Origin of the sequence: Serratia liquefaciens (assembly GCF_027594825.1) — a bacterium.
Lineage (GTDB): Bacteria > Pseudomonadota > Gammaproteobacteria > Enterobacterales > Enterobacteriaceae > Serratia > Serratia liquefaciens_A.
Genome location: NZ_CP088930.1, coordinates 1206420 through 1232653 on the forward strand (window position 1 = coordinate 1206420; position 26234 = coordinate 1232653).

A 26234-nucleotide genomic window follows, 5' to 3' on the forward strand; every position below is an offset into this window, starting at 1 on the left:
ATGGCTAGCACTCCTCTGCTTTCAATTCAGGATCTCGGCGTGGCTTTTCGTCAGGGAGAGGTATTGAACCCGGTGGTCAACGGCCTTTCGTTGCAGATCGAAAAGGCAGAGACGCTGGCGTTGGTGGGTGAATCCGGTTCAGGCAAAAGCGTCACTGCGCTGTCGGTATTGCGCCTGCTGCCCTTGCCTCCGGTGGTCTATACCGCCGGCGATATCCGGTTCAACGGCAATTCGCTGCTGCATGCACCAGAGGCCGAGCTGCGCAAGGTACGCGGCAACCAGATTTCGATGATATTCCAGGAGCCGATGGTGTCGCTCAATCCGCTGCACACCATTGAAAAACAGCTGGCAGAAGTGCTGGCGTTGCATCGCGGCATGCGGCGCGACGTCGCACGCGGCGAGATCATTCAATGCCTGGATCGCGTCGGTATCCGCGATGCCAAGGGACGGTTGAAAGACTATCCGCATCAGCTTTCCGGCGGTGAGCGGCAGCGGGTGATGATCGCCATGGCGGTGCTGACCCAGCCCAAATTACTGATCGCGGATGAACCTACCACCGCGCTTGATGTGACTATCCAGGCGCAAATTCTGCTGCTGCTGAAGGAGCTGAAACAGGAAATGGGCATGGGGCTGCTGTTTATCACCCACAACCTGAATATTGTGCGTCGCCTGGCGGACAACGTGGCGGTGATGCGCCACGGCCAATGCGTTGAGCAGAACGACCGCACCCGCCTGTTTAGCCAGCCGCAGCACCCTTACACCCAGCAATTGCTGGCGGCGGAGAACGTGGGCGATCCGCTGCCGTTGCCGGCGGATGCCGCTCCGCTGCTGAAGGTGGAAAACCTGCAGGTCAGCTTCCCGATCAAACGCGGTTTGCTGCGCCGCACGGTCGGCCATCATTATGCACTGAAGGATTTGAGTTTTGAGCTGAAGGCCGGGGAGAGCGTAGGGCTGGTGGGAGAATCCGGTTCGGGAAAAAGCACCACCGGGCTGGCGCTATTGCGTCTGCTGAGTGCCAAAGGCGCGATGTGGTTTAACGGCCAGCCGCTGCACCAGTTCAGCATGAAACAAATGCTGCCGTATCGCAGCCAGATGCAGATTGTGTTCCAGGATCCTTTCTCGGCGCTGAACCCCCGGCTGAACGTGCTGCAAATCATCTCCGAAGGTCTGGAAGTACACCAGAAACTGAGCGCCGAACAGCGAGAACAGCGGGTGATCGAGGTGTTGCAAGAAGTGGGATTGGACCCAGCGCTGCGCCACCGTTACCCCACCGAGTTTTCCGGTGGCCAACGCCAACGCATCGCCATCGCGCGTGCGCTGATTTTACAACCGCAGTTGCTGATCCTGGATGAACCCACCTCGTCGCTGGACAAATCGGTGCAGGCGCAAATCCTGACGTTGCTGAAATCACTGCAACAGCGCCACCGGCTGGCCTATCTGTTTATCAGCCACGATTTACAGGTGGTGCGTTCGCTGTGCCATCAGGTCATTGTATTGCGGCAGGGAGAGGTGGTTGAGCAAGGCGATTGTCAGACGATCTTTAACTCGCCCGCCGCCGCTTATACGCAGCAGCTGTTACAGTTGGCGGACTAGCGGCGGGAGTCAGAAAGGGTATTGCGCACTCATCGGTTCGGCAATAGCGGCACCGACGTTTTTTAGCCGGCACAGGGTGGTGCTTTCGTCACAGCGTTGCACAAACAGGCAAGGCTCGCCTTCCCACTCCACGATGGCGCAGTCGACCTGAATCTCCTGCAAAGACAGATTAAGCTGCTGCATGACCTGCCAGGCGTCAGCCCCTTCATGGCTGAGCAGTTTCAGGCCAATCAGGTTGTTATCTTCGTCTATTCCACTGAGCGGGATCGGTTCAACCTTGACGCCGGTAAAACCTGATAGCCAACGATAACTTTGCGGCAAGCGATGCACTACCGAAAGTTGGATACTTTCCACATGAAATCCCTAGTTTGAAAAATGAAACGCTTTTTACCTGACAGGGTAACTAAGTTATAGCCGCTGCGTCCCGACTCTGCTGCTCATGAATGTTATTTAAATGTAAATAATGCCACAGACAGTTAACCTACCCCTGCGCTTACTGATGTCCTGCCGTTTTTAAGACACTCTGCGTTGTCGTTTCACCGCATTTTGCGACTCAGCTCGCATTTTTGCGTTATATGTAACCCTTTCCCGCCGCAATCTCAACTCTTTTTTCTCTCAACGCGGTTACTTTTCGCTCTTTATAATTTTACATTGTGGAAACATTTAACTTCTTGACGCCGACGTCAACCTTAGGTTAACGCCTTGATTATCAATGGCCCTAACCTAAACATCTGCCGATTCCCCATCAAAACCCGGGGTGTAAATACCCGCTGCCGCTTCCCGCAGAAAGAGCAATTTATTTAACAAAAAGCACACAGCCTACGCGGCGACCGGCCCTTTGGCGCACGGATGCTTAGCAGTAAACAGACTGACGTCATTGAATTTCAAGGAGGCAAAACGGAAGGTGCAACCCACTCAGGCCCAAACGCAACGTTGAGCCTGAGTCAGGGAGGAGAACTACGGCGTGTCCGGCGAGGTTTTATGGCGTGGCCGGCTGGCGTACAAATAAAACAGCACCGCAACGATGCTGCACAACGCCATCGAAGAGACCATCGGCCAGGCGCTCTTGCCGGGCGCCATCGCCAGTATCGCGCCCACCAGCGCACCAATGCTGAAACGTAGCGTACCGGCCAGAGAGGAAGCGGTGCCCGCCATATGCGGGAAATCGTCGAGGATCACCGCCATGGCGTTTGACGAAATCATGGCGATACAGCCCAAATACACCGCCACGCCCATCACCAGCGCCCAGAAGCCAAGGCCGATGGCGCTAACCGCCAGCAACCATAACCCCATAGCCAATTGAACAAACAGGCCCAAACGGAACATTTTGATCGCCCCCAGCCGCCGCACATTGCGGCTATTGACCAGCGTCGTCAGGAACAAAAACACAATGTTCAGCGCAAAATAGTAACCAAAATGCTGCGGCGATACGTGATTAAGCTCGATATACACAAATGGCCCGGCGCTGAGGAACGAGAACATGCCGGCAAACGAGAAGGCGCTGGCCAGCATGTAGCTCAGCACCCGCTTGTGCCGGAACAATGAAGCGAAGTTGCCCAGCGTGGTTCGCAGATGAAATTTCTGCCGTCGCTCTTTCGGCAGCGTCTCCTTGATAAAGAACGCCACCAGCAACGAACCGATCAGCGCCGCCGCGCCCATGGTCCAGAAAATCGCATGCCAACTGAACCACAGCAGCAGCGCACCGCCGATCATCGGCGCCAGCAAAGGTGCGATGGTCATCACCAGGATGACGAACGACATCATGCGTGAGAATTCGTCCTTGGTGAACATATCGCGCATCAGGGCGTTAATCACCACGCTCGCCGCCGCCGCCGACAACCCGTGCAGGAAACGCAGGTTGATCAATTGGTCGATCGACTGCGCCATCGCACAGGCGCCGCCGGCAATCGCGAAGATCAGCGTCCCCCACAGGATCACCGGCTTGCGGCCGATACTGTCTGACATTGGCCCGTAGAACAGCTGCCCCAAAGCAAAGCCGAGCATATAGGCGCTGAGCGTCATCTGCACGCTGCCCGCCTCGACGCCGAACTGTTTGGCAATCACCGGCATACTGGGCAGGTACATGTCGATAGCCAACGGCATCAGCATGGAAAGCAGGCCCAGAATAAAAATCAAACCGAGGTGAGATGACCGGTTCTGTTGCACGTTCAACGACTCCTTCATCAGCCGTAATGTAGTAATGAATTAATCCTGCAGGTGCGGAGCGCCCACGCTGGCAATCTCTTCTTCGGTCAGCGGACGGTATTCGCCCTCGGCCAAATCCTCATCCATCACGATGGCGCCGATACGTTCGCGGTGCAGCTCGATAACCCGGTTTCCGACTGCCGCAAACATACGTTTCACCTGGTGATAACGTCCTTCACTGATGGTCAAACGCACCAGGTTGTCTTCTATCTTTTCCAGTTGCGCGGGACGGGTCAGGTCTTTTTCGTTATGCAACTGTACGCCTTCGGCAAAGCGCTGCGCGGTGTCTTCCGCCAGCGGCTGCTCCAGCGTCACCAGATAGGTTTTCTCACAGTGGTGTTTCGGCGAGGTGATACGGTGCGACCATTGACCGTCGTCGGTCATCAACACCAGGCCGGTGGTATCGATGTCCAGGCGACCGGCGGCGTGCAGCTTGTAGGCAACCGGCTCATCGAGGAAATACAGCACCGTCGGATGATCGGGATCGTCCGTGGAACACACGTAACCCTGCGGTTTGTTGAGCATAAAGTAGCGCGGGCCCGTGAGCTGCTGCAGCGGGTTGCCGTCAAACGCCACCACCTGCTCCGGAGCCAGTTTCAGCGCTCCGCTCTTAACCACTTCACCGTCGACGGTGACGCGTTTGGCCCGAAGTTCACGCGCTACCAGCGCACGGCTAACACCTAACTGCTGAGATAAAAACTTGTCCAGTCGCATTGAATCTGCTTTGCCTGTCGTTGTTATGATCGCATTGATCGTGTTGCTAAAATATGACACCCACCGTTGCACTGAGTGCAACAGGGCAGGTTCGAAGAGGGGGGAACAGCGATTACTGTCACACGAGTATAGCGGCGGAAACGGCCCCCTGACAGAGGTAATTTCCACGCTTCTCGCACCGCGCGCGCTCAGAAGGCATAATAATAGAAATTTTTTAGCCGTCAGGGGAGTAGAATGTCACAGTTTTTGTGGGTTCAGATGTTACAAAACCTGTTCCCGATGGCCCTTCTCAACCCACGGCGTTAATTTATGGCCTTTACTCTGCGCCCCTACCAACTGGAAGCGGTCGAAGCCACCATTAAACATTTTCGTCAGCACCCGCAGCCTGCGCTGATTGTGCTGCCGACCGGCGCCGGGAAAAGCCTGGTGATCGCCGAGTTGGCAAAACGCGCGCGCGGCAGGGTGCTGGTGTTGGCCCACGTGAAAGAACTGGTGGCGCAAAACCACGCCAAATATCGCGCTTACGGGCTGGAGGCGGACATCTTTGCCGCCGGTCTTCAGCAAAAAGACAGCGCCGGCAAGGTGGTATTTGGCAGCGTTCAATCGGTGGCGCGCAATCTGCCGCTGTTCGACGGCGCGTTTTCCCTGCTGATCATCGACGAATGCCACCGCATCAGTGACGACGACGAAAGCCAGTACCAACAGATCATTCAGCATCTGCAGAAAACCAATCCGCAGTTGCGGCTGCTGGGCCTGACCGCCACGCCCTACCGGCTGGGAAAAGGCTGGATTTATCAGTATCACTATCATGGTTTTACCCGCGGCGATGCCCGCAGCCTGTTCCGCGACTGCATTTATGAGCTGCCGCTGCGTTACATGATCAAGAACGGCTATTTGGTGCCGCCGGAACGGCTGGACATGCCGATTGTGCAGTATGACTTCAGCCGTCTGGAAGCCAGAAGCAACGGCCTGTTCAGCGAGGTTGACCTGAACCGCGAACTGAAGCAGCAAAATCGCATCACTCCGCATATCATCAGCCAGATCGTGGAATACGCCGAAACGCGTAAGGGAGTGATGATTTTCGCCTCCACCGTGGAGCATGCCCGTGAAATTCACGGGCTGTTGCCGTCAGGCGAAGCCGCGTTGGTCAGTGCAGAAACCCCTGCCGCCGAGCGCGATGCCCTGATTGAAGCGTTCAAACAGCAACAGTTGCGCTATCTGGTCAATGTCGCGGTACTGACCACCGGTTTTGATGCACCGCATGTCGATCTGATCGCCATCCTGCGCCCCACCGAATCCGTTAGCCTGTACCAGCAAATCGTCGGACGCGGATTGCGGCTGGCCCCCGGCAAAGAGGATTGCCTGATCCTCGACTACGCCGGGAATCCGCACGATCTGTTCACGCCGGAAGTGGGGGTCAGCAAGCCACACAGCGACAGCCAGCCGGTGCAGGTATTTTGTCCCGGCTGCGGCTTCGCCAACCTGTTCTGGGGCAAGTGCACCGAGAATGGCGACATCATCGAACATTACGGCCGCCGCTGTCAGGGTTGGCTGGAGGACGATGAAGGCCATCGCGAGCAGTGCGATTACCGTTTTCGTTTCAAAAGCTGCCCGCACTGCGGGGCGGAGAACGACATTGCCGCCCGCCGCTGCCATCAGTGTCAGGAGGTGCTGGTCGATCCCGACGATATGCTGAAGGCGGCGCTGAAGCTGAAAGACGCTCTGGTATTACGCTGTGGCGGCATGGAGCTGCAAAGCGGCCGCGATGAAAAAGGCGAGTGGCTAAAGGCGACCTATTACGACGAAGACGGCACCAGCACCAGCGAACGTTTTCGATTGCAAACGCCGGCGCAACGCAAAGCCTTCGACATGCTGTTCCTGCGCCCACATCAGCGTGCGCCTGGGGTGCCGTTCGCTTGGCAAAATGCCGCCGACGTGCTGGCCAAGCAAGCGCTGCTGCGTCATCCGGATTTTGTTGTGGCACGCAAACGCGGGCAATTCTGGCAGGTACGAGAAAAAGTGTTCGATTATCAAGGACGCTTCCGCCGCGCCAATGAGCTGTACTGATCTTTGCCCCTTGCAAATCAGGCAGGTTTCCATTGCCCTGTGGGCGGCTTTCCGTTAAAATGCCGCCCGCTTTGCCTGGGTTCGCCCGGTGCTAAAGCAGGTTATCGAACTTGCTACTGGGTCGCCTGTAGCAGGGTAAATTTTCTTTTAAGAGAAAAAACAATGTTCACTATCAATGTAGAAGTACGTAAAGACCAGGGTAAGGGTGCGAGCCGCCGCCTGCGTGTTGCTAACAAATTCCCAGCTATCGTTTACGGTGGCGAAGAAGCTCCAGTTTCCATCGAACTGGACCATGATTCTGTTAAGAACATGGAATCCAAACCAGAATTCTACAGCGAAGCAGTAACTCTGGTTATCGACGGTAAAGAAACCAAAGTTAAAGTTCAGGCTGTACAGCGTCACCCGTTCAAGCCGAAACTGGCTCACATCGACTTCCGTCGCGTTTAATCGCAACGAAATCGAACCTTTCGGGACGCCGAAGTAGAAAACGCCGCAATTGCGGCGTTTTTTATTGTCTGCGATCCGGCGAAATTATTTGTTGCCGCCGCCCAAACGACGTAGCAACTGATCGCGCAGGTTCGGCGGCGTGCCTTTAATGGTTAGCGTGTCGGTCGCCGCATCCCAGAACACGCGCTCTCCCAGCAGCATGGCGTCAAAGTTCATGCTGATGCCGCCGCCGCTACCGGCAAACTTGGTCAACTGACGCAGCGTACCGCGATCGGCCGGGAAGCTGTCTTCCAGTTGATAGCCCTGCTCGCTGGAAAACTGCAGAAAATCTTTCTCGCCCACCGGCGCGATCTCTTTCGACAGCTCCTGCAGCTCGATCTCTTCACCGGCCTGCAACTGTTCGTTGCAATAGCTGTAAACCTGCTGACGCACCGACTGGCGCTCATTTTTGTCCAGTTGCGCATCGGCGCAATAATCGTCAACCGCCTGCAACAAGCCGCGGTTCTGCGCCTTGGTGTCCAGCCCTTCCGCCGCCGCCAGGAAGTCCATAAAGAAATCGGAAACCTTGCGGCCCACACGCCCTCGCAGGAAGGTCAGGTAACGGGTCGATTCCGGATTGGTTTCCCACTCGGTCAGATCGATACGCGCGACGATATCGGCGTGGTTGATGTCCAGATAATGGGTGGTGTTGATATCCAACTCTTCGTTGACGCGCGAACTGTTGCGGCTGTTGAGTACCGCAATCAATAAATACTCCGCCGCCAGATAACGGTACTGCCCAAACAGCACCACGCCCCCTTCGGCAAACGGGTATTTGGCCAATTCATCGCGCAGACGACCGGTCGCCGCACGGCTGAAAGCCAGAAAGTCTTTGTCTTCCTTGCGGCAGGTGCGCAGCGCTTCCGCCAGCTCACTGCCCTCGTTGAACAGGCCGTAAGCCTTGCTCTTGGCGCTGTAGACACGATGCAGCTCTTCCATCATCTCTTCCACCGCCGCATTGGTGGGCAGCAAAGTATCGCGCAGCACCACGTCCAGCGTTTGTTCGTCGCGTTTAATCAACTGGTGCAGAGCAATCTGGTCGATATCCAGACTCATGGTAAATCCTCCTGTTCTTTTAGCGCGTATTCAAACACTGAAGGCCCCCGCGCTGCAACTTTAAAGCAGTGCACATCCCGCCAGAGATCTATAAATTCCTACCAACCATAAAGCAGACAAATACCCGAAATCAGCGGTGGATTTCAGGCTGCGCCCCGCAAGTCGTGCAGAATCATTGATATGGCCCGCAGGCCCCTCTCGCCACGCTAGGGTTTGAAAGACAAAGGGAATCGATAAAAGAGCAGAAAATCACTGTCCTATACGGTAAGATATGGGACTTTGTCAGGCTTTGAGCGCAATTTTTATGCCACAATCATCCCGTTACAGTGACGAACACGTCGAACAACTGCTCTCCGAGCTGGTTAATGTTCTGGAAAAACACCATACTCCCACCGATCTGTCTTTGATGGTGCTGGGCAACATGGTGACTAATTTGATCAATACCAGCGTTGCTCCGGTTCAGCGGAAGACGCTGGCAAGATCGTTTGCAGAGGCTCTGCAAGCTTCTATTCGTGAAGATAAAGCGCATTAATAAATACTTATGGTGACAAACCGTCAGCGTTATCGTGAAAAAGTCTCCCAGATGATCAGCTGGGGGCACTGGTTCGCCTTATTCAATATCCTGCTCGCCCTCGGGCTGGGTAGCCGCTACCTGTTTGTCACTGACTGGCCCTCTTCCCTGTTGGGCCGGGTTTATGCCCTGGTCAGCTTACTGGGGCATTTCAGCTTTATCGTTTTCGCCGGCTACCTGCTGGTTATTTTCCCGCTCACCTTTGTGGTGATGTCGCAGCGGCTGCTGCGATTTATTTCCGCCGCGCTGGCCACTGCCGGCCTGACGCTGTTGCTGGTCGACAGCGAGGTCTTTACGCATTTCCACCTTCACCTTAACCCGGTGGTGTGGGAACTGGTGGTCAACCCGGATCAAAGTGAGCTGGCGCGCGACTGGCAGCTGATGTTTATCTGCGTGCCGGTGATCTTCCTGGTCGAGATGCTGTTCGGCACCTGGAGCTGGCAAAAGCTGCGCAGCCTGAACCGCCAACGTTTCGGCAAGCCTCTGGCGGTGCTGTTTATCAGCGCCTTCTTTGCCTCGCACCTGATTTATATTTGGGCCGATGCCAATTTCTATCGCCCGATCACCATGCAGCGGGCGAACCTGCCGCTGTCGTATCCAATGACAGCGCGTAAATTCCTTGAGAAGCACGGCCTGCTCGATTCGCAAGAATATGAACGTCGGCTGGTGCAGCAAGGGAATCCGGAAGCCGTTGCGGTGGAGTATCCCCTTAACGACCTGAGCTACGACGACAAAGGCAGCGGTTATAACCTGCTGATGATCGTGGTAGACGGCGTACGCGAACAGGATATGAAGCAGGATATGCCTGCCCTCACCCGCTTCGCCCAGGAAAACATTCGCTTTAGCGATCACTACAGTTCTGGCAATCATGCAGATACCGGCCTGTTTGGCCTGTTCTACGGCATTTCGCCGAGCTATCTGGACAGCATTCTTGCCGCGCGCAAACCTTCCGCTCTGATCAGTGCGCTAAGCGCCCAGGGTTATCAATTTGGTTTGTTCTCGTCCGACGGCTTTAACGCCAGCCTGTATCGCCAGGCGCTGTTGACCGATTTCACGCTGCCAGCGCCTGCCCAGCAAAATGATTCGGTGACCACACAGCAGTGGCAACGCTGGTTGGCCGATCAAAACAGCAACGCTCCGTGGTTCTCTTACATCAACTTCCGCGGTGCAGAACCGGCAGTCAATGAGAAAACCCCGGCCCCGGCTGACTTTATTCAGCGCTACCGGGCCGGCGCGCAGGATGTGGATGCGCAGATTGCCCAGGTGCTCAGCACGCTCAAAGAGCGTGGCGTACTGGATAAAACCGTGGTGGTGATCACCGCAGAACACGGTGTTGAATTTAACGACACCGGTAAAGGTTACTGGGGGGCAGGCCGCAGCTTCAGCCAACAGCAGCTGCAGGTGCCGTTGATTATCCACTGGCCGGGTACGCCAGCGCAGACCATCAATAAACTGACCGGTCACAATGACGTAATGCGCACGCTAATGCAGCGTTTACTGCACGTGAAAACGCCTGCGAAGGACTACTCGCAAGGTGAAGACCTGTTTACGGCCCAGCGCAGAAACAACTGGGTGGCTACCGGCGATAACAGCCTGTTGGTGATCACCACGCCAACGCAAACCCTGGTGTTGGACAGCAGTGGCAATTACCGCGCGTACGATAAAAACGACAAAGAGATCAAGGACGAAAAACCGCAGCTCGCTCTGTTGCTGCAGGTATTGACCGACGTGAAGCGTTTTATCGCCAACTAATCGCTTAAAATACAAGCAGTCAGGCGAATTCGCTCTTGCTTTGAAATTGGGAACGGGTAGTATTATTTCCCACAGCGTCGGCATGTAGCGCAGCTTGGTAGCGCACCGTCATGGGGTGTCGGGGGTCGGAGGTTCGAATCCTCTCATGCCGACCAAATTATCCCCAACGTTTTGTCTACTGAAGTCCAGACAAGACTATAAAAAACAGAATTAACAGTGGGTTGCGTAGACCTGCTGTTTTTCTGTTGTCTAGTAAAGTCCACGCTGATACAGTGAAATCCAACATTTTTAGGCATATCTTTAGGCATACAATCCATCGTGTCGTCTGAGCCATATGCCTAACCAGTGATTGGAGAATAATATGGCGCGTCAGACAAAGCCCCTTAACAACACCGAAGTCAAAAATGCCAAAGCGACTGAACGTGCCACTATTCTGTATGACGGGGATGGCTTAGAGCTACTGGTTAAGCCCGGAGGCTCAAAACTCTGGCGATTCCGCTATTACAAACCTTTCACTCGCAAACGCGCAATGATTAGCTTTGGTGCTTACCCTGCTGTATCCCTCTCTGAGGCTCGTCAACTTCGTGAAGATGCCCGTCTTCTATTGAGCAAAGATATTGATCCGCAGGAGCATAAAAAAACCGAGCAGTTGCGGCAAAAAAGTGCCACAGAAAGTACCTTTGAAAAGGTTGCAGGAGACTGGTTTAAAACCAAAGAATCAGCGGGGCTGGCAACTCATACGTTAAACGATATCTGGCGTTCTATGAGTAAATATGTATTCCCACATATTGGCTCTATGCCCATTGCTAACATCACGGCTCAGCAGTTCATCGGAGCATTAGAGCCAACACACGCTGCCGGAAGACTCGAAACGGTTAAACGTCTAAGCCAGCGTATCAATGAAGTTATGGATTACGCTCTTAATTCTGGGCTGGTATCTGTAAACCCCGCAGCACGAATCGGGCGAACATTCCATAAACCAAAGGTAAAGCACCGCCCTGCCCTACCTCCAGAGCAACTCCCCCTTTTGATGAAAACTCTGGCATTTGCCAGTATCGGACGACAAACTCGCTGTCTTATCGAATGGCAATTACTAACGATGATACGACCTGCCGAAGCGTCAACGATTCGCTGGGATGAGATCGACTTTGCCGCAAAACAATGGCGTACCCCTGCTGGTCGCATGAAGATGAAACGTGAGCATATCGTTCCACTTTCTGAGCAAGCTTTGGCTATTCTGGAAGTGATGAAGCCCATCAGTAAGCACAGAGATTATGTTTTCCCCGGCTACCGGAATCCACTTGAACCTATGAATAGTCAGACAGCAAACATGGCGCTTAAACGGATGGGCTTCAAAGATCTGTTGGTGGCTCATGGAATGAGAGCTATTGCCTCAACAGTACTTAACGAGAAAGGTTTTCCACCAGACGTGATTGAAGCTGCTTTAGCTCATATCGATACTAACGAAGTCAGGAGAGCCTATAACAGATCACAGTATCTGGAACAGCGTAGAGAGATGATGATCTGGTGGGGTGAGTATGTAGAAGCAGCATCCTTTGGAAACTCATCAATCAGTGTTATTGGCAAGTTAACCTCAACAGAAGGATATACCGATTAAAATCTTTAGCTGCTCTCATAATTGAGCTTTCTCACAGTTATGAGCAAGATAGTGAACATTTTGCATTTCATTCGCACTAAAAATGATTAGTATGTCTATGTAAGAATTCTGATTTATAGCTATGTTCAGTAAAATTTTCATAGGATAAAAAATGTCTAACATAGAGGAAACACTGCCAGGAAGTGCGATCAGTTCTTGGGGGGGCTTTGTTTACCAAGGGAAAGTAGCTCTTTATCACTGCCTGAAACTATTAACTGCAAAATCATTTCAACAGAGAATAATTGATAATTTTGAGTTGCAATTAGATAGCACAGATGACTTTGCTATTTATTGTGATGGCAAGGTGATCTCAACTCATCAAGTGAAAGCAAAGCTATCGCAATATCGTTCTGAATATGTCAAAGCTATTTATAAAGCAGCATGTATAGCTACTGACTGTGATGAAAATACAATCAGATATTTTCATGTAGCTAAAGAACTTGATAATTTTGAAAATTATACAAGTAATGATGGAAAAATAGTTGAGTTTTACAGTTATGGCGATAGTAAATACTGTTTACTATCAAAAATAAATGAATTGATTGATGAGCAAATTGAATTATTTTTAGATACCAATAATTTGATTAAAACAAAAAATTTAATTATTGAAAAATCCACTTTACTCTCAGAGCTTATAACTAATAAAGTAATTGTAATTCATAACTTAGTTCACAATGGACAAAAACAAGACTACGCAGCATATCATAATAGAATAGCAAGTAGCATTTTTTGGGAATTACTAACGTCTCCCCCACTTAATCGGACAGACGAAATATATCAAGCATTATTAACCAAAGAAAAAATAACAAATATTATTGAAACTGAGTTCTATAATGATTTGGACGCTTTTAGCGAGAAGCAAATTGAATCGATATCAAACGTTTTCAGATTTATTTATAGCTTGAATTATAACTCTGCCATACAATTACATACCTCTTTACAGCCTCACAGACAAAACAATGTTATAGATGAAGATGATGTCCGGGATTATCTTGATGTAGTATCAGCAATATCCCACATACCAAAACTAATGGGCTTGCCTCATTATTCTAAAAAAATAAATAAATATCTCCCAACAGCTTTGACAATTAGAGATGGAAGAAGACGAAATACTTCATTCCAAGAAGAGTTGAAAAATCATATAAGGGATAATGCTACACTTGCATCATTGCTTTATGAATATAATAACATAATAGCCTATAAAGTATCAGATGATACGATAATTTCAGCAACCTCAGAAAAAATCACAAAAATTAACGACTCTAAAGTGAACAATAACCATATTGTTAGGGAATTTAATTTAAGGGTTATATCTACTGATAAAGCAGAGGCGGAACTAAATGCTAAATAATTTTATAAAACAGGCTATTGAAGATCACCAATTTATAGAAGTTGAAAGTACGCTAGAAAATATTTCTTTTTTTAAAAAGGAGAAAGATGCATTACGTCGATATATAATAACCTACAGAACTGATAAACTTGAAGATGCGAGTTTCATTAATGAGTTAATTATTAACAACACCCCAACTGAACTTTTAGAAGCTCCAGCTTTTGCAAAAAACACTGATCTTATAATAGTTTTTCAACTCGACAAACTTTCAAATTACAAGCAATATGAAAAAAGTATATTTGATATAGAAGAAAATGCTTATCATTTCAAAAAGTATGTATTGTATTATTCAAATGAAGAGAATCAATTAATTTCCGGGAAGAACTTCAATAATCTTAGAGCAGTTCTCTCAGATCATGAAGAATTCTCCACATATAAAGAAAATCCATCCCGCCCCAGCTTGTATAACATGGCAGCTAGAATTTTCATTAAACTACCTTTTTTAGAAATGCCTGATATAGAAAAGGATATTGTTCCAATTGATCTCCAAATCAACACGCTGGTAGACTCATTACATTTATCTGAGATATATACTAAGATCAGCACAGCAAATAAACAAAGTGATGTAAATTTAGACATGCTAATTGAGGAATTAATAAATGAAGAACTGGAAGCTATCAAAGCTGAGAATAAATAACTTCAAGGCTTTTGATAAAGTCGAATTCGATTTTGAGAGTTCTTCTTTGTTGACACTTGAAGGCCCTAATGGATATGGCAAAACAAGCGTATATGATGCTTTAGAATTATTGTTTACAGGAAAAATAAAAAGAATTGTACAATTATGTGAAACAATAATGCCAGGAGGCATTAAAAATTATAGTGATAATCTTTTCTGGAACAAAACAAATGGAGAGGATGATATCGAAATCAGTGTCGAGATGTCGAATGATAATAATGAGAAACTTTACTTTTCACGCAGAGCACATGCAAAAGATTTAAAAATAATACAGAATAATAAAGCAGATAATTTTAGCATATTTAAACTCTATAAATTAGGTTTATTAGACTCTTACGAAAACAGCACCTTAATTACACAAAATGAACTTGATGAAATATTAGGCGAAAAATTCACTGATAACTACAACTTTCTTAACTATCTTGAACAAGGACAGAGTTCATTTATTTTTGCTAACAGTATTAGGCAGCGAAAAAATGCTATCAGTGGTTTGATGAACGTTAGTGAACTAACTGAAAACATAAATTTATGTGGACGAGTTCAAAGTGCATTGACGAGGAAATCAACCGGTCTGAATTTCATTCAAAAGAGGGATTCAATCACATCTCAAATTCAAGCGATAGGTGTACCAGGAACAAATGATAATAATCCTGTGCAGTATGAAAAAATATCAACTCATCTGACTACGCCATCATGGGATGTTGAGAACCCTTCAATTTTTTCTGATATTGAAACAACAGAAAAAAATGAGAATAAAATTTCATTACTTAAAAATCTAATTACTAATAAAGAACAGCTTCGCGTAATTATTGATAATGCCAGAATAGAAAATTTCATAAGCAAAAATGAAAAGCTATTAACCGAGGTAATTAAAGTAGGACATCATATTGAAGCCTACCCGGAACTGGCTCAAAAGAATAAGATTAACAATGGGATCAATTTATCTTTAAGCATTTTGCGCAAGAAAGAAGATTCCATAAGTCAGGATGATACTGATAAAATTAAAGATAATAAAAATATAGATATTATCGATTTCAAAAGACGCTTACAACTTAGAGATAATTACAAAAAAGAAATAGGTGAGAAAAATGCTATTCTTGTAGAGATTAGCCAAGCAAGAAAGAAATTAATAGAAGAACATCAAAAGAAAACTTCTCTATCAGAAAAACATTGTCTACTTTGTGGGCATGACTGGATAACAAAAGATCTGCTATTAGACGCAATCGATATTAAAAGTAAATCTTTAGAAAGTTTATTAGATAATGTAGGGAAACAGCTACAAGCCGAACTCGATGAAATAAAGCAATCTAAGGATGCTGAGATTCAGCGTTTGGTAGAAGCACAAACTCAGCTTAAATTTGACAAAAAAATATTTGACAGTTTACAAAAGTCAGAAAGCATATTCGAAAAAATAAAAAAAATAAATGAAAGACTTTCACAAATCGGAATATCTTACCCGCAGACCTTTACAGATTTACCAGAAGAAATAGAATCAAGGAAACAATCATTAGTATTGTTGATACGTCAAAAAAAGAAAAATGAGCTAATTTCACTTCCTGAAGGATGGGAATTAGTCTTGAATGAATCATTCGCTACACCAGATGATGTTTTCAACATAGACTTAGAACAGATCAATCGAAAAGATAAATATTTCTTATACAAAAAGAATGAAGCGAATAATCTTAGACTTAAAGCTTTAAAAAAAGAGCTTAACGATTTGTTAGATATGGATAAATCCTTAACAAATGCTAAACAGAAAATTACCACATTAAAGGAACAACTCACTATACTAAACAAAGATTATTCTAAAAAAACCATCGCTGATATAGAGTTAACGTTCCATATTTACAGCGGTAGACTTATCCAAAACTACCAACGTGGCTTAGGACTATTTATAGATGAAGGGAATGGAGATAGGCTGAGGTTCTGCACAGCAGAAAAATCAGAACATGACGCAACCATGTCAATGAGTTCTGGACAGCTATCAGCATTAAGCTTGGCCTTTTTCCTATCACTTAATAAAGTGTATGCGAAGTCCCCTCTGGTCCTGATAGATGATCCAGCTCAATCTCTTGACGAGATAAACATTGCTTCTTTAAGCGATTTACTACGCTGTGAGTTAAGCAATAGGCAGTTGATACTCTCATCACATGAAGATAATATTTCTTCATATCTCAGATTTAGATTTATGCGTGCAGGCTTGACGCAAAAACCTTTCAATATGCAATCCCATACTGGTAGATGAATTTCTTAGGCTCAGATGTATTGAGTATCTGAGCCGCCTATTTGAAAAAATTAATTTAAAAATAATCAACGTATTTCACTGAAAAATAATAAGGGTGTCTATAAATATGATAAAGATTAATTCCATCGGATACGATGTTGTATCGTTTCTATACATACAGGAAAAAGATCACAAATATAATGATTTTTTAGAATTTATTTTTTTGAACTTACATTTAAGACCTGAAGGTATTTTTTATGATGATGGCAATTTTGAAGCAAGAAATTGCCAGATTCAGGAAAGTGATGTAAATGTTTTAATTGAAATTTTAGCAGAAAGTAAAAGCGAAATTTTTAAAGCACTTTCTTATGACATTCTTCACACTCAAACCAGAAAAAATGAACATGCTCATTTTGCCGCTGAAAATTACTTGTCTTTTTTATCCAATAATGATAGTTATGATTTGTCGATAATAAGTTTATTCTGTAAAAGGATAATTATTATATGCAGTAAGGACAAAGATGTATTTAATGATATCCTAAGGAGTTTGAATAAATACGTCTATACGCTAATTAAAAAAAACAAAATCGATGATTTAATTGCATATAATATACTAAGCAAAAATAAATATTTGACTAAAGGAGAGCATTCATTATTTGCAAGAAAATTTTATAAAAACGCGCTGCTTTTATGCTCTGGCATAACTTTAGCTTTAGATAATGAAATTGATGATTTTAGACTAAATGGAGTTATACAAAATATAAAATTATCATTCGATCTTTCAATTAAACTATATAAAAAAATTAACGATGCAAAACTAACAAATAAATTACACTTTAAATCACTTATTTTATTTTGGGATTTACTAAATTTATTAGATTCTAAAAAATACAGTAATAGCTATGTTTCCTGTATATTTTTTGCAGAGCAATCTATTAAACTAACCCCAAAAAACTTATTGCGTACTAATAATTTTAACATAGCACATTTTGAATTCGATATACAAAAAATGAAATCTATACTGATAGATGTTCAGGAACCAATTGAATTAGATATGTCAAACATTAAAAATAATATTGAATGTGCAGTCAGCAATACTAAAAGCTATCATCAAGCATTACTACTAATGAGCCAATACACGAGTAATGTTTCCCATCATCACATTAATAAAGATGATGATTCCCTTAATAAGTTGTTTCAACAGGTTATAATAACTTCTGACGGCCGGACTTCAGCTATTGGTGGTGAAAGTAATATGAATGCAATACTCTATTATTCCTTTCATGGATTTGTAATTAAAATATATAAAATGGAAATATACAATAAATATGGGGTTAATAAAGAACACTTAAAAGAAATGATTCAAAAGAGCATTAACATACCTGAAGAAATTAAGAGCTTTGTGTTTACTGGAATAGAACGGTGGCTTTTAGATGATATGATTTCATCATCCTTTATTCTTATTCCACTTTATGAAGCATTATTGCGTGATATATTAAAAAAAGAAAATATTAGTACTCAAACAAATAATAACGGTAGCCAAGATGAAAAATCACTGAGCGGTTTAATTAATAGTGAGCTAGAGATGAAAAACATTATAAATCAAAATCTTATCATTGAAATGAAAGAACTAATGATTGTAAAAACAGGATCAAATATAAGGAATAAAATATCCCATGCATTAATAAGGGATGACGAAATACATTCCTCACTATATGATTTTTTGTGTTGGCGATGGCTAACAATATTAACAGAAAGTTTTAATATTAAACAAAAGTAATGCCCCCCCCCACATATTAGCTGTGGGGTTTTTTATGATTCACGCTTAACTTTTTTCATATAAGCCACAAGGTATTGTAAGTATCCCAGCAAAACGAACCATTCACTTTTAGAGATCTTCCGACATACTGATTATGTCCTCTGAGGAGATCGCCATGCGTAAAGCCCGATTCACCGAACACCAGATCATTACCGTTCTGAAGTCCGTCGAAACCGGACGTACCGTCAAGGATGTTTGCCGTGAAGCCGGTATATCTGAAGCCTCGTACTACAACTGGAAAGCAAAGTATGGCGGTATGGAAGCCTCTGATATCAAAAAGATGAAAGACCTAGAGGATGAAAACCGACGCCTCAAACAGATGTTTGCTGATCTCAGCCTTGAGAGCCGGGCACTTAAAGACGTCATCGAAAAAAAGCTTTAAAACCAGCGATAAAGCGTGAACTTGTCAGCTATCTGACGGCGCAATTTGCCATGAGTTTACGCCAGGCCTGTAGGACGTTATCGCTGAGCAGGACGGTATATTTTTATCAGCCCGATGCCCGGCGTGATGAACCGGTGATCCATGCGCTGACTGAACTGGCAGAACGCTACCCCCGCTACGGATTTAAGAAGCTTTTTCATGTGCTTCGCAGGCAGGGCCACGTCTGGAACCACAAGCGTGTACACCGGATTTACTGTCTGCTAAAACTGAATTTTCGTCGCAAGGGTAAACAACGCCTTCCGGTGCGCAATCCAGCCCCGCTGGCAACGCCGGAAGCGCTCAACCAAAGCTGGTCGATTGATTTTATGCACGATGCGCTGACATGTGGCCGACGTTTTCGGACTTTCAACGTCGTTGATGATTTTAACCGTGAAGCACTGGCTATCGAAATTGACCTGAATATCCCGGCGCAGCGCGTCGTCCGGGTGCTGGACAGGATAGTGGCAAACCGTGGATATCCGCTGAAGATGCGGATGGATAACGGACCGGAACTGATATCACTGGCTCTGGCGCAATGGGCTGAAGAACATGGCGTGATGCTGGAATTTATAAAGCCGGGTAAGCCAACACAGAACGCCTTTATAGAGCGGTTTAACCGAACGTACCGGACCGAAATACTGGATTTTTATCTGTTCAGAACGCTGAATGAAGCACGGGAGATCACAGATCGCTGGCTGACTGAATATAACAGCGAGCGACCTCATGAGTCCCTGAATAACCTGACGCCGGAAGAATACCGGCTGATGGCTGAGAAACCGGAAATCTCAAAAAGTGCCTGGAACTAAAAGCGGTGTACTTACAGTTTTAGCTTACTGCAACCCTTCAGTCAGGTGAAATTTTAGAGCTGTTGTGGTTTTCCTCTAACTAAGATGGCTTTACCTTTTAGACATACGCTTAGGCATACACGGATAAAACACAATTAAATAAACTAATATAAATCAACGTATTAAATTGTTTTATTTAATCCTCTCATGCCGACCAAATTAATGAGAAAAGCCTGCTTTTAAGCAGGCTTTTTTTCGTCTGTCGTTCAACAAATTTGCTCATCAATCGGCTACTTCTCACGCCTGCCGCCAGGGGGTTATATTTCTCCCTTATCGGGCAATGTGCACTGAGATACTGACTCAGGAACAGAAAACGAAAAAACCCAGCAATCGCGAAGATTACTGGGGTTGGTAGACGCTAAGCGTCGGTGCTGCTTATATGGTGCCGGCTACCGGAATCGAACTGGTGACCTACTGATTACAAGTCAGTTGCTCTACCTACTGAGCTAAGCCGGCTAAATTTGGCGGAAGGACAGAGATTCGAACTCTGGGAGCTGTTACACTCGACGGTTTTCAAGACCGTTGCCTTAAACCACTCGGCCATCCTTCCAATGGGCGCAGATATTAGCGCTACCGTTATGAAATGTCTATCGTTTCATGAAAAAAAATGCGGGAAAAAGTGCGTTTGCTTAAACTTCAAGCCGCTAACGGTTAAAAAATGAAAAACCCCGCAAAAGCGGGGCCGGATGGCTCACTTCAGCGGGGATTATTTAGGCTGTGAGTCGTAATCAGAACAGGTCTGATAGCCTTTGTTCATCACATGTCCGGTATCGCTGTAGCTGACAAAATAGGTTTGCACCTTCCCGTCACGCGGTGCTACCGCGTAGGTGTCGCAAGTCCCCTGAGCGTGAACCAAAGTCGCCGTGGTTGACGGTGGGCCGGCAATGGCGCGAACCTGCTGTTTGGTCATTCCCACTTTGACATCACTGACCACAGGCTCCTGAACGTAACTGGCGGCCCTGTCATAAGCCGTACAGCCGGCAAGAATAGAAAATGTCGCTGCTGTGCAAACGGCTAAAATCAGCTTGTTCGTCATGACTTGTCCTCTTGGAGTACGTTTGTTGTACTCTAAGTCTAGAAGAGGAAAGGCTTTTCTACAAATTTCACTTTGTCGATAGGTGCGGTTGACGCCGCCGCGAAGCCAGACACCACAACAAATCACACAGCAGAAACAGCAGTAAACTGACGCCCATTACCGGTAAACAAAAGCCCAGTAGCAGCGTCAGGCAGACAATCAGCAACAGCGGCCCTTTCGGCGTTTTGCGCAGCAACATAAAAGGGGAACGGGCAGGTTTACGTACCATTCGCGTTGGCCGACCTCGCCACCACATCAGGTACCCCATCACCACCATCGCCACCAGCCCGGCGGCAAAGACCACCAGCACCAGCTCATTGACCAGGCCAAACAGGACGCCCATATGCAGATCGATTCCCCAGCGCGTTAATTTTGCCGCAAGCGGGTATTGTTCAAAACTGACGCGGTCGGTAATGGCCAGGGTTACGGGATCGATAGCCACTGCATCAACCTGTGTAGGCCAACGGCGATCGATCTCCATCACCGTCCAGGCCTGCCCCGCCATCGCCGGCTGCTTGATTTCAACCCTGGCGGCGTCGATACCGGCCTGCCGCGCACCGGCCAGAACCCTGTCATACATGACGCCATCCTGAGGCGGTTTCGCCCTGACTATCATATGACCACGGTGTTCGGCATGATCGCCGGCAGGCGCAGCGTCCTGCCCGTTGATCGCCGTCGACAGTGAAGGCGTCGCCCAGCCGAACTGGTTGCGCAGTACGCTGATGTTCTCCCCGGCCCACTGTGACCAGGTCAGCCCGGTGGCAGAAAAGAACAGCAGGCCGACCAGAAGCAATACGCCACTTTTTTCATGTAACCTGCGTAAACCACCACGCTGACGCGTTAGCTTCTTACGCCTGCGCGCGCCCCATAGGATCAGGCCACCCAGCGCGGCAATCCATAGCCAGGAGGCCGCCAGTTCGCTGTAATTGCGCCCCACATCCCCCAGCAACAGGCTGCGGTGAAATTGGTCCAACCAGGTGCGCAACGGCAATACGCCGCTGGTACCATAAACCGTCATGACACCGTGCGTCTGTGCCGTAACCGGATCGACAAACACCGCCAAACGTTCCGAAGCCTGAAGCCCTGCAACGTTAAACAGTACCCGGGTATTCTCACCCTCTGCCGGAGAGGGGCGCACCGCAGAGAGTGAAGCCTTTGATGGCGCTATCGCCTGAGCGGCCATAATCTGCTGTTTTAACGGCAATACCGGCCCGGTGCTGTCGTTATACAACTGCGGGGCATAAAGCCGTGATTCAATTTGCGGCGTCAAGGCATAGAATATGCCACTCAATGCCGCAATAAGTAAAAACGGCCCAACAAACAGCCCAATATAAAAATGAATCCGCATAGCCAACGGAATAAACCAACTGCGAGTGGTCACCTGCTGGTTAATATTTTGTGCAGCCGCAGGCAACGCAATATTACGTTCAGACATGATAAGTCATCCGTGGTCAAATGGAATTACCCGGAATCTACCCGAATTAAATTCATTTAACAAACAGATTTCTTCTCTGTTTAGCTTAATTCTCATCAATGTTACAATAGTGGAACAACTGCTGATGTTATCATTCCTTTACGCTTCAACTCTGGAAGGACGCTCCTGGTGAAATTGTCAATTCAACATATGCGCACGCTGGCCTGGCTGGGCCTGTTCGCTATGTTGATGATATTCATCGCGCCATTAATCTCCGCCCATCTTGCAGAAAATAGCATGGATAACAGCGAGATGGCTGGAATGTCCATGAGTGAGGAGCATGCCGGGCACAGCGCGATGATGAGCCAGAGCCTCGTCGATAGCCCGCCGGCAGGGCACAACATGGCGGACATGGGCACCGGCGACTGTTTTGACTTCTGTGGCTACTGCAGCCTGTTTCATCACAGCCCGCCACTGGTTATTTTGCCGTCAACACTCCCGGCACGCAATATTCAACGCGCGCCATCCCTTATTCCAACCCTTTTTCATATTATTATTCCTTCTGTCTTCCCGCCTTATCAAACCCGGGCACCACCTTTCACTTCCATTAATACTGTTAAATATTTCTAATTTTCATGCCTTATTTTATTGGGTAGGGTTAATTGCGCCAAAATAAAATAGAAACATAACTTAATTTTTACTTTGCTGTTGTTTTAGCTGCGTCTCAAAATCCCGTTGGGACTGCTGCACATATTGCTGTAGCCCCAGCCGATCGACAAAAGCATCCCGGTCACCAGCCTGCAGTCGCGCCATTTTATTTTCCAAATTGAAGCGCGTTCCCTTATTAGCGATAAAAATATCCGCGTGCTGCTGGGCCAAAAGCCTAAAGCTGCTGCGGATGTCCGGCACCAGATTCGGGTAGTTTTTGTTGCCGACCAGATAATAGTCCGGGGTTGCCAAGCTGTCGGCATAGACCAGTCGATAGGTTTTCCCGCCCTGCCGCAGCGTAGTCGACCATGAGGTGGCACCGGGCAAATGCCCTGGCGTCATTAATGCCGTTAACTTCACGCCTCCCAGCGTGATGCTATCACCCTGCCCGACGATAATGTCGGCCTTCACCGCTGGGAAACTCAGCGCATCTCCCAAGGCAAAGTCCTGTTTTCCTCCCCGCGCCAACTGTTGGGCATTGGCGGCGCTGGCAACAACTTTTGCTCCGCTCCAACCTTTCAGCCGAGCAATGCCTCCGGCCTGATCGAGGCGAGCATGGCTGTTAAGAATGAAGCGCAAATCCTTGATGTCAAAACCCAAGGCCTCAATATGGGATTTTATCGCCGGCGCACTGGCATCCAACGCCGCATCAATAAGAATCAACCCTTCCGGCGTGCTGAACAGCACGGAAGAAAGGTTGCGCGTGCCGACATAATACACTTGAGGGAACATCTGGAATGGCGCTACCGGCTGCGCCCATTGCTCAAAAAGTGAATAGGGCGGAACGCTGGACAACGGTTGCGCAGGATCGAGCCGTGCCTGAGCGTTAAAGCACAGTGAGAATGTCATAGCCATCAGATAACCCATGTTTTTTTTCATGTTCAGCTCTACGGGGAAAAACAGGGCTGAAGTATACTCAGCCTAATATTGAAGCGTATTCAATTTAAAAGGTTATTAATGAACATCCTGCAAATGGACATGAACCTGCTGAAAGTGCTCTACCTGTTGACCAGCACCGGATCCAGTCAGAAAACGGCGGATAAGCTTGGCATTAGCACTTCTGCCGTCAGCCACGCCCTGGCCCGCCTGCGTGAGGTGCTGGATGAACCTCTGTTCCGGCGGGAAGGGCATCGTCAGGTGCCGACGCTGTTTGCCCTGTCGCTTAAAGAAACGCTGACGCCCTTGTTCTCTTCGCTGGACAGTGAATTGTTCGGCCATGTGCCGGACGCGCCACGGCATTTCACCCTGGTCGTGCCGCCGGCACTGCATCCGATCTTATTGCCGCTGCTGGCGCAGAAAAGCACGCTCGCCAACGCCGATATCCGTTGCCAAAACTTTGAACGACGTTCATGGCGCACTGAGCTGCTGGAGGGAGTGGTAGATATGGTGATTGCCGTTGGCGATCACCAACAGCGCACCAGCGCACTGCGTTATGAGCTTATTGGCAGCACTCGCCTGGTGGCGGTATTCGGTTCGCCGTTACGCAAGGCATTGGGGCACAAAAGCGGGCTGACATTTAGTGAGCTGGCAGACTACCCGCACTATTACTGCCATCCCTGGCCACAGGCAGAGAACGAACTGGACCGTCAGTTGGCACGCCAGGGTTTGCAACGCAGGATCCAGCTCAGCTGTGCCGATTACGCGCAGTTACCACCGGTACTGCGCGCAGCCCCCATGATGGCAGTAGTTCCGCAACCCTGGTTCAATGCTCAGCAGGACAAGCAAGGCCTGTACGCCCTGCCGATCCTGGACGATCTGGCGATTGGTTATCTGTTTTCGCACTACCGTCAGGGGGAAATCGAATGGAAAAAACGGCTGATCTCCACTCTCCATGCGGAACTCAAACCCTATTATCACTAGCGGCAATCAGAAGCCAAACTCGCTCAGGGACGCAATATCATCCGGGCGGCGACCGAGCGGCCAGTGGAATTGCCGATCCTGCTCGCGGATCGGCATATCGTTGATGCAGGCGTGTCTGTTGATCATCTGGCCATCCGCATTGAACTCCCAGTTCTCGTTGCCAAAACTGCGGTACCAATTCCCGGAGTCATCACGCCATTCGTAAGCAAAACGCACTGCGATGCGCGCTTCGTCAAATGCCCATAATTCCTTGATCAGCCGATATTCCAGCTCCTTGGCCCACTTGCGTTGCAGGAATGCACAGACGGCCTCGCGGCCATCGACAAACTCTGCCCGATTACGCCAATGGGTATCGAGCGAATAGACCTGCGATACCCGCTCTGGATCGCGGCTGTTCCAAGCATCCTCAGCCAAACGCACTTTTTCAATCGCCGATTCACGGGTAAAGGGCGGCAAGGGGGGTTTAATGCTCATAGCTTACCTCGGGGGTTAAAGTGATGCAGACAGGTTTGTCTACATCATTAAGCTAGCGTAAGTAGACAGAGTTGTCTACAATCATTGAAATCAATGCTCAGGAGATATTTCAATGTCCGCTCCCGCTCAGGTTCTCCCCCCGCGCCAGCGTATCCTGCTGACAGCCCATGATTTGTTTTACCGCGATGGGGTACGTGCGACCGGTATCGATCGCATCATTAGCGAATCTGGCGTAGCGAAAGTGACCTTTTACCGCCATTTCCCCAGCAAAAATGAATTGATTGAGGCATTTCTCGCTTACCGCCATGAGCAATGGCTAAGCTGGTTCAGCCAGTCACTGGCACAGCATGTCGTACAGTTCGGGGATGTCTTGCCGGCGTTAGTGCCTTGTCTTGAGGAATGGTTCAGCGATCCGCACTACCGCGGCTGCGCTTTTATCAATACGGCGCTGGAACTGGCGGATTTGCTGCCGGAGAGCCTGAACATCGCCCGCCGACACAAGCAGCAGATGGCCGAGGAGATTGCTCGCTACCTGCCCCTTGGCCCAGAGCGGGAACAACGGGCAGAAATGCTGGCGATGCTGATTGACGGGGCGATCGTCAAAGTGCAAATAGAGCAGCAACCGCAGCGGGCGTTACTGTTGTTGAGCGAAACGCTGAAGGCTTTAGCCAAAGTTTGGCATCATCAATAATTGGCCCAAATCCCCGGCGTCACCAGCTCCAGCAGATGACCGTCGGGGTCGCGGAAGTAGATGCTCTCCCCGCCGTGATCCCAGCTCATGCGCCCTTCTATCTCGATCCCCTCGGTCGTAAGATGTTGCTCCCAATGCAGCAGCTGCTCTTTCGCCACCGCCAGCCCGATATGCAGCGGTCCATTACCGTCATGCGGGGGAATATACCCCTCTGGGTAATGCGCGCCTTTCAGCGAATCCCCTTCGATAAACAACAGCAACACGCTTTGCTCACCGACGTTGTAAGCGCGGAAACGCTCGTTCGCCACCATCACCGGCAGTTTTAAAACCTGCTGATAGAAAGCTGCGGCGCGTTCGATATCCTTGACGTAGAGTACGGTTTCAACCACCCGATTTATGCTGAGTTCCATGCTAACCTCCTGATTTATCAACTCAGCGAAAGTTTAGGCAAGCCGCAGGATCTCAGAATGGCAATCCGTGCCCCGTACGTGCCAATTCGTGCCAAACCGCAGGCAAAAAAAACGCGGCCCGAAGGC

23 protein-coding genes and 3 tRNA genes are annotated in these 26234 nt (G+C 48.2%); 15 read left to right on the forward strand and 11 right to left on the reverse strand.

Annotated elements, in window-relative coordinates; all coding sequences use genetic code 11:
* Positions 1 to 1593, forward strand: a complete 1593-nt coding sequence (gene yejF, locus LQ945_RS05505) for a microcin C ABC transporter ATP-binding protein YejF (protein ID WP_270102463.1) — start codon at positions 1 to 3, stop codon at positions 1591 to 1593.
* Between the two features lie 9 nt (positions 1594 to 1602).
* On the opposite strand, the gene LQ945_RS05510 is transcribed toward yejF, so the two are convergent.
* The 3 genes from LQ945_RS05510 to rsuA form a co-directional block, all read right to left on the reverse strand.
* Positions 1603 to 1947, reverse strand: a complete 345-nt coding sequence (locus LQ945_RS05510; RefSeq protein WP_044552548.1) for a YejG family protein — start codon at positions 1945 to 1947, stop codon at positions 1603 to 1605.
* A gap of 603 nt (positions 1948 to 2550) precedes the next feature.
* Positions 2551 to 3759, reverse strand: coding sequence for a Bcr/CflA family multidrug efflux MFS transporter (locus LQ945_RS05515; RefSeq protein WP_269933797.1), 1209 nt, complete (start codon positions 3757 to 3759; stop codon positions 2551 to 2553).
* Positions 3760 to 3798: 39 nt separating this feature from the next.
* On the reverse strand, positions 3799 to 4512 hold the full coding sequence (rsuA, locus tag LQ945_RS05520) for a 16S rRNA pseudouridine(516) synthase RsuA (protein WP_182823944.1): 714 nt from the start codon (positions 4510 to 4512) through the stop codon (positions 3799 to 3801).
* A 309-nt stretch (positions 4513 to 4821) separates the two neighbouring features.
* Between rsuA and LQ945_RS05525 the strand changes: the two genes are divergently transcribed.
* On the forward strand, positions 4822 to 6579 hold the full coding sequence (locus LQ945_RS05525; RefSeq protein ID WP_270102464.1) for a DEAD/DEAH box helicase: 1758 nt from the start codon (positions 4822 to 4824) through the stop codon (positions 6577 to 6579).
* 162 nt (positions 6580 to 6741) lie between these two features.
* Entirely contained in the window at positions 6742 to 7026 is a 285-nt protein-coding gene (gene rplY, locus LQ945_RS05530) for a 50S ribosomal protein L25 (protein WP_261108634.1), read from the forward strand.
* A gap of 84 nt (positions 7027 to 7110) precedes the next feature.
* On the opposite strand, the gene yejK is transcribed toward rplY, so the two are convergent.
* Complete coding sequence (yejK, locus tag LQ945_RS05535) at positions 7111 to 8121, reverse strand: nucleoid-associated protein YejK (protein WP_270102465.1); 1011 nt, start codon at positions 8119 to 8121, stop codon at positions 7111 to 7113.
* 304 nt (positions 8122 to 8425) lie between these two features.
* On the opposite strand from yejK, the gene LQ945_RS05540 reads away from it, so the two are divergent.
* The 9 genes from LQ945_RS05540 to LQ945_RS05580 all read left to right on the forward strand — a co-directional run bounded on the left by LQ945_RS05540 (position 8426) and on the right by LQ945_RS05580 (position 19437).
* Positions 8426 to 8653 (forward strand): YejL family protein, encoded by a 228-nt coding sequence (locus LQ945_RS05540; RefSeq protein WP_020827787.1) that lies wholly within the window; start codon positions 8426 to 8428, stop codon positions 8651 to 8653.
* A gap of 9 nt (positions 8654 to 8662) precedes the next feature.
* Positions 8663 to 10444: an LPS biosynthesis-modulating metalloenzyme YejM gene (gene yejM, locus LQ945_RS05545; protein ID WP_270102466.1), complete on the forward strand. Its 1782-nt coding sequence runs from the start codon at positions 8663 to 8665 to the stop codon at positions 10442 to 10444.
* 78 nt (positions 10445 to 10522) lie between these two features.
* A tRNA-Pro gene (locus tag LQ945_RS05550) sits at positions 10523 to 10599 on the forward strand.
* Positions 10600 to 10805: 206 nt separating this feature from the next.
* Complete coding sequence (locus LQ945_RS05555; RefSeq protein ID WP_270102467.1) at positions 10806 to 12062, forward strand: integrase domain-containing protein; 1257 nt, start codon at positions 10806 to 10808, stop codon at positions 12060 to 12062.
* Positions 12063 to 12213: 151 nt separating this feature from the next.
* On the forward strand, positions 12214 to 13452 hold the full coding sequence (locus LQ945_RS05560) for an ABC-three component system protein (RefSeq protein ID WP_270102468.1): 1239 nt from the start codon (positions 12214 to 12216) through the stop codon (positions 13450 to 13452).
* Positions 13442 to 14128 carry an ABC-three component system middle component 1 gene (locus tag LQ945_RS05565; protein ID WP_270102469.1) on the forward strand — a complete coding sequence of 229 codons (687 nt, stop codon included), beginning with the start codon at positions 13442 to 13444 and terminating at the stop codon, positions 14126 to 14128. Before LQ945_RS05560 ends, LQ945_RS05565 begins: the two co-directional genes overlap by 11 nt.
* The gene (locus LQ945_RS05570; RefSeq protein WP_270102470.1) at positions 14091 to 16412 is read left to right on the forward strand and encodes an AAA family ATPase; all 2322 of its coding nucleotides are present in this window, start codon (positions 14091 to 14093) and stop codon (positions 16410 to 16412) included. The genes LQ945_RS05565 and LQ945_RS05570 overlap by 38 nt, the downstream gene beginning before the upstream one ends.
* A gap of 106 nt (positions 16413 to 16518) precedes the next feature.
* The gene (locus LQ945_RS05575; RefSeq protein ID WP_270102471.1) at positions 16519 to 18171 is read left to right on the forward strand and encodes a DUF4209 domain-containing protein; all 1653 of its coding nucleotides are present in this window, start codon (positions 16519 to 16521) and stop codon (positions 18169 to 18171) included.
* A 154-nt stretch (positions 18172 to 18325) separates the two neighbouring features.
* A protein-coding gene (locus tag LQ945_RS05580; RefSeq protein WP_420136176.1) for an IS3 family transposase occupies positions 18326 to 19437 on the forward strand; the annotation gives its coding sequence in 2 pieces (ribosomal slippage) (positions 18326 to 18587 and positions 18587 to 19437; 1113 coding nt in all).
* Between the two features lie 419 nt (positions 19438 to 19856).
* On the opposite strand, the gene LQ945_RS05585 is transcribed toward LQ945_RS05580, so the two are convergent.
* The 4 genes from LQ945_RS05585 to LQ945_RS05600 form a co-directional block, all read right to left on the reverse strand.
* Positions 19857 to 19932: transfer RNA gene (locus LQ945_RS05585), tRNA-Thr, on the reverse strand.
* 6 nt (positions 19933 to 19938) lie between these two features.
* Positions 19939 to 20026 (reverse strand) — tRNA-Ser (locus LQ945_RS05590).
* Positions 20027 to 20182: 156 nt separating this feature from the next.
* A complete protein-coding gene (gene osmE / locus LQ945_RS05595; protein WP_041414766.1) occupies positions 20183 to 20512 on the reverse strand; it encodes an osmotically-inducible lipoprotein OsmE in 330 nt (109 codons plus the stop codon).
* A 67-nt stretch (positions 20513 to 20579) separates the two neighbouring features.
* Positions 20580 to 21986, reverse strand: coding sequence for a PepSY-associated TM helix domain-containing protein (locus LQ945_RS05600; protein ID WP_270102473.1), 1407 nt, complete (start codon positions 21984 to 21986; stop codon positions 20580 to 20582).
* A gap of 168 nt (positions 21987 to 22154) precedes the next feature.
* On the opposite strand from LQ945_RS05600, the gene LQ945_RS05605 reads away from it, so the two are divergent.
* On the forward strand, positions 22155 to 22595 hold the full coding sequence (locus LQ945_RS05605) for a DUF2946 domain-containing protein (RefSeq protein WP_270102474.1): 441 nt from the start codon (positions 22155 to 22157) through the stop codon (positions 22593 to 22595).
* A gap of 60 nt (positions 22596 to 22655) precedes the next feature.
* On the opposite strand, the gene blaSPR is transcribed toward LQ945_RS05605, so the two are convergent.
* Positions 22656 to 23552, reverse strand: coding sequence for an SPR family subclass B3 metallo-beta-lactamase (gene blaSPR, locus LQ945_RS05610; protein WP_269935850.1), 897 nt, complete (start codon positions 23550 to 23552; stop codon positions 22656 to 22658).
* A gap of 78 nt (positions 23553 to 23630) precedes the next feature.
* Here blaSPR and LQ945_RS05615 point away from each other — a divergent pair, with 78 nt between their 5' ends.
* Positions 23631 to 24533, forward strand: a complete 903-nt coding sequence (locus tag LQ945_RS05615) for a LysR family transcriptional regulator (protein ID WP_269935851.1) — start codon at positions 23631 to 23633, stop codon at positions 24531 to 24533.
* Between the two features lie 6 nt (positions 24534 to 24539).
* Here the strand turns inward: LQ945_RS05615 and LQ945_RS05620 are convergent, their stop codons facing one another.
* Positions 24540 to 25007, reverse strand: coding sequence for a nuclear transport factor 2 family protein (locus tag LQ945_RS05620; RefSeq protein WP_269935852.1), 468 nt, complete (start codon positions 25005 to 25007; stop codon positions 24540 to 24542).
* Positions 25008 to 25119: 112 nt separating this feature from the next.
* Between LQ945_RS05620 and LQ945_RS05625 the strand changes: the two genes are divergently transcribed.
* A complete protein-coding gene (locus LQ945_RS05625) occupies positions 25120 to 25698 on the forward strand; it encodes a TetR/AcrR family transcriptional regulator (RefSeq protein ID WP_270102475.1) in 579 nt (192 codons plus the stop codon).
* Here LQ945_RS05625 and LQ945_RS05630 read toward each other — a convergent pair.
* Positions 25692 to 26108: a VOC family protein gene (locus LQ945_RS05630; RefSeq protein ID WP_270102476.1), complete on the reverse strand. Its 417-nt coding sequence runs from the start codon at positions 26106 to 26108 to the stop codon at positions 25692 to 25694. The genes LQ945_RS05625 and LQ945_RS05630 overlap by 7 nt on opposite strands.
* Positions 26109 to 26234: the final 126 nt, after the last annotated feature.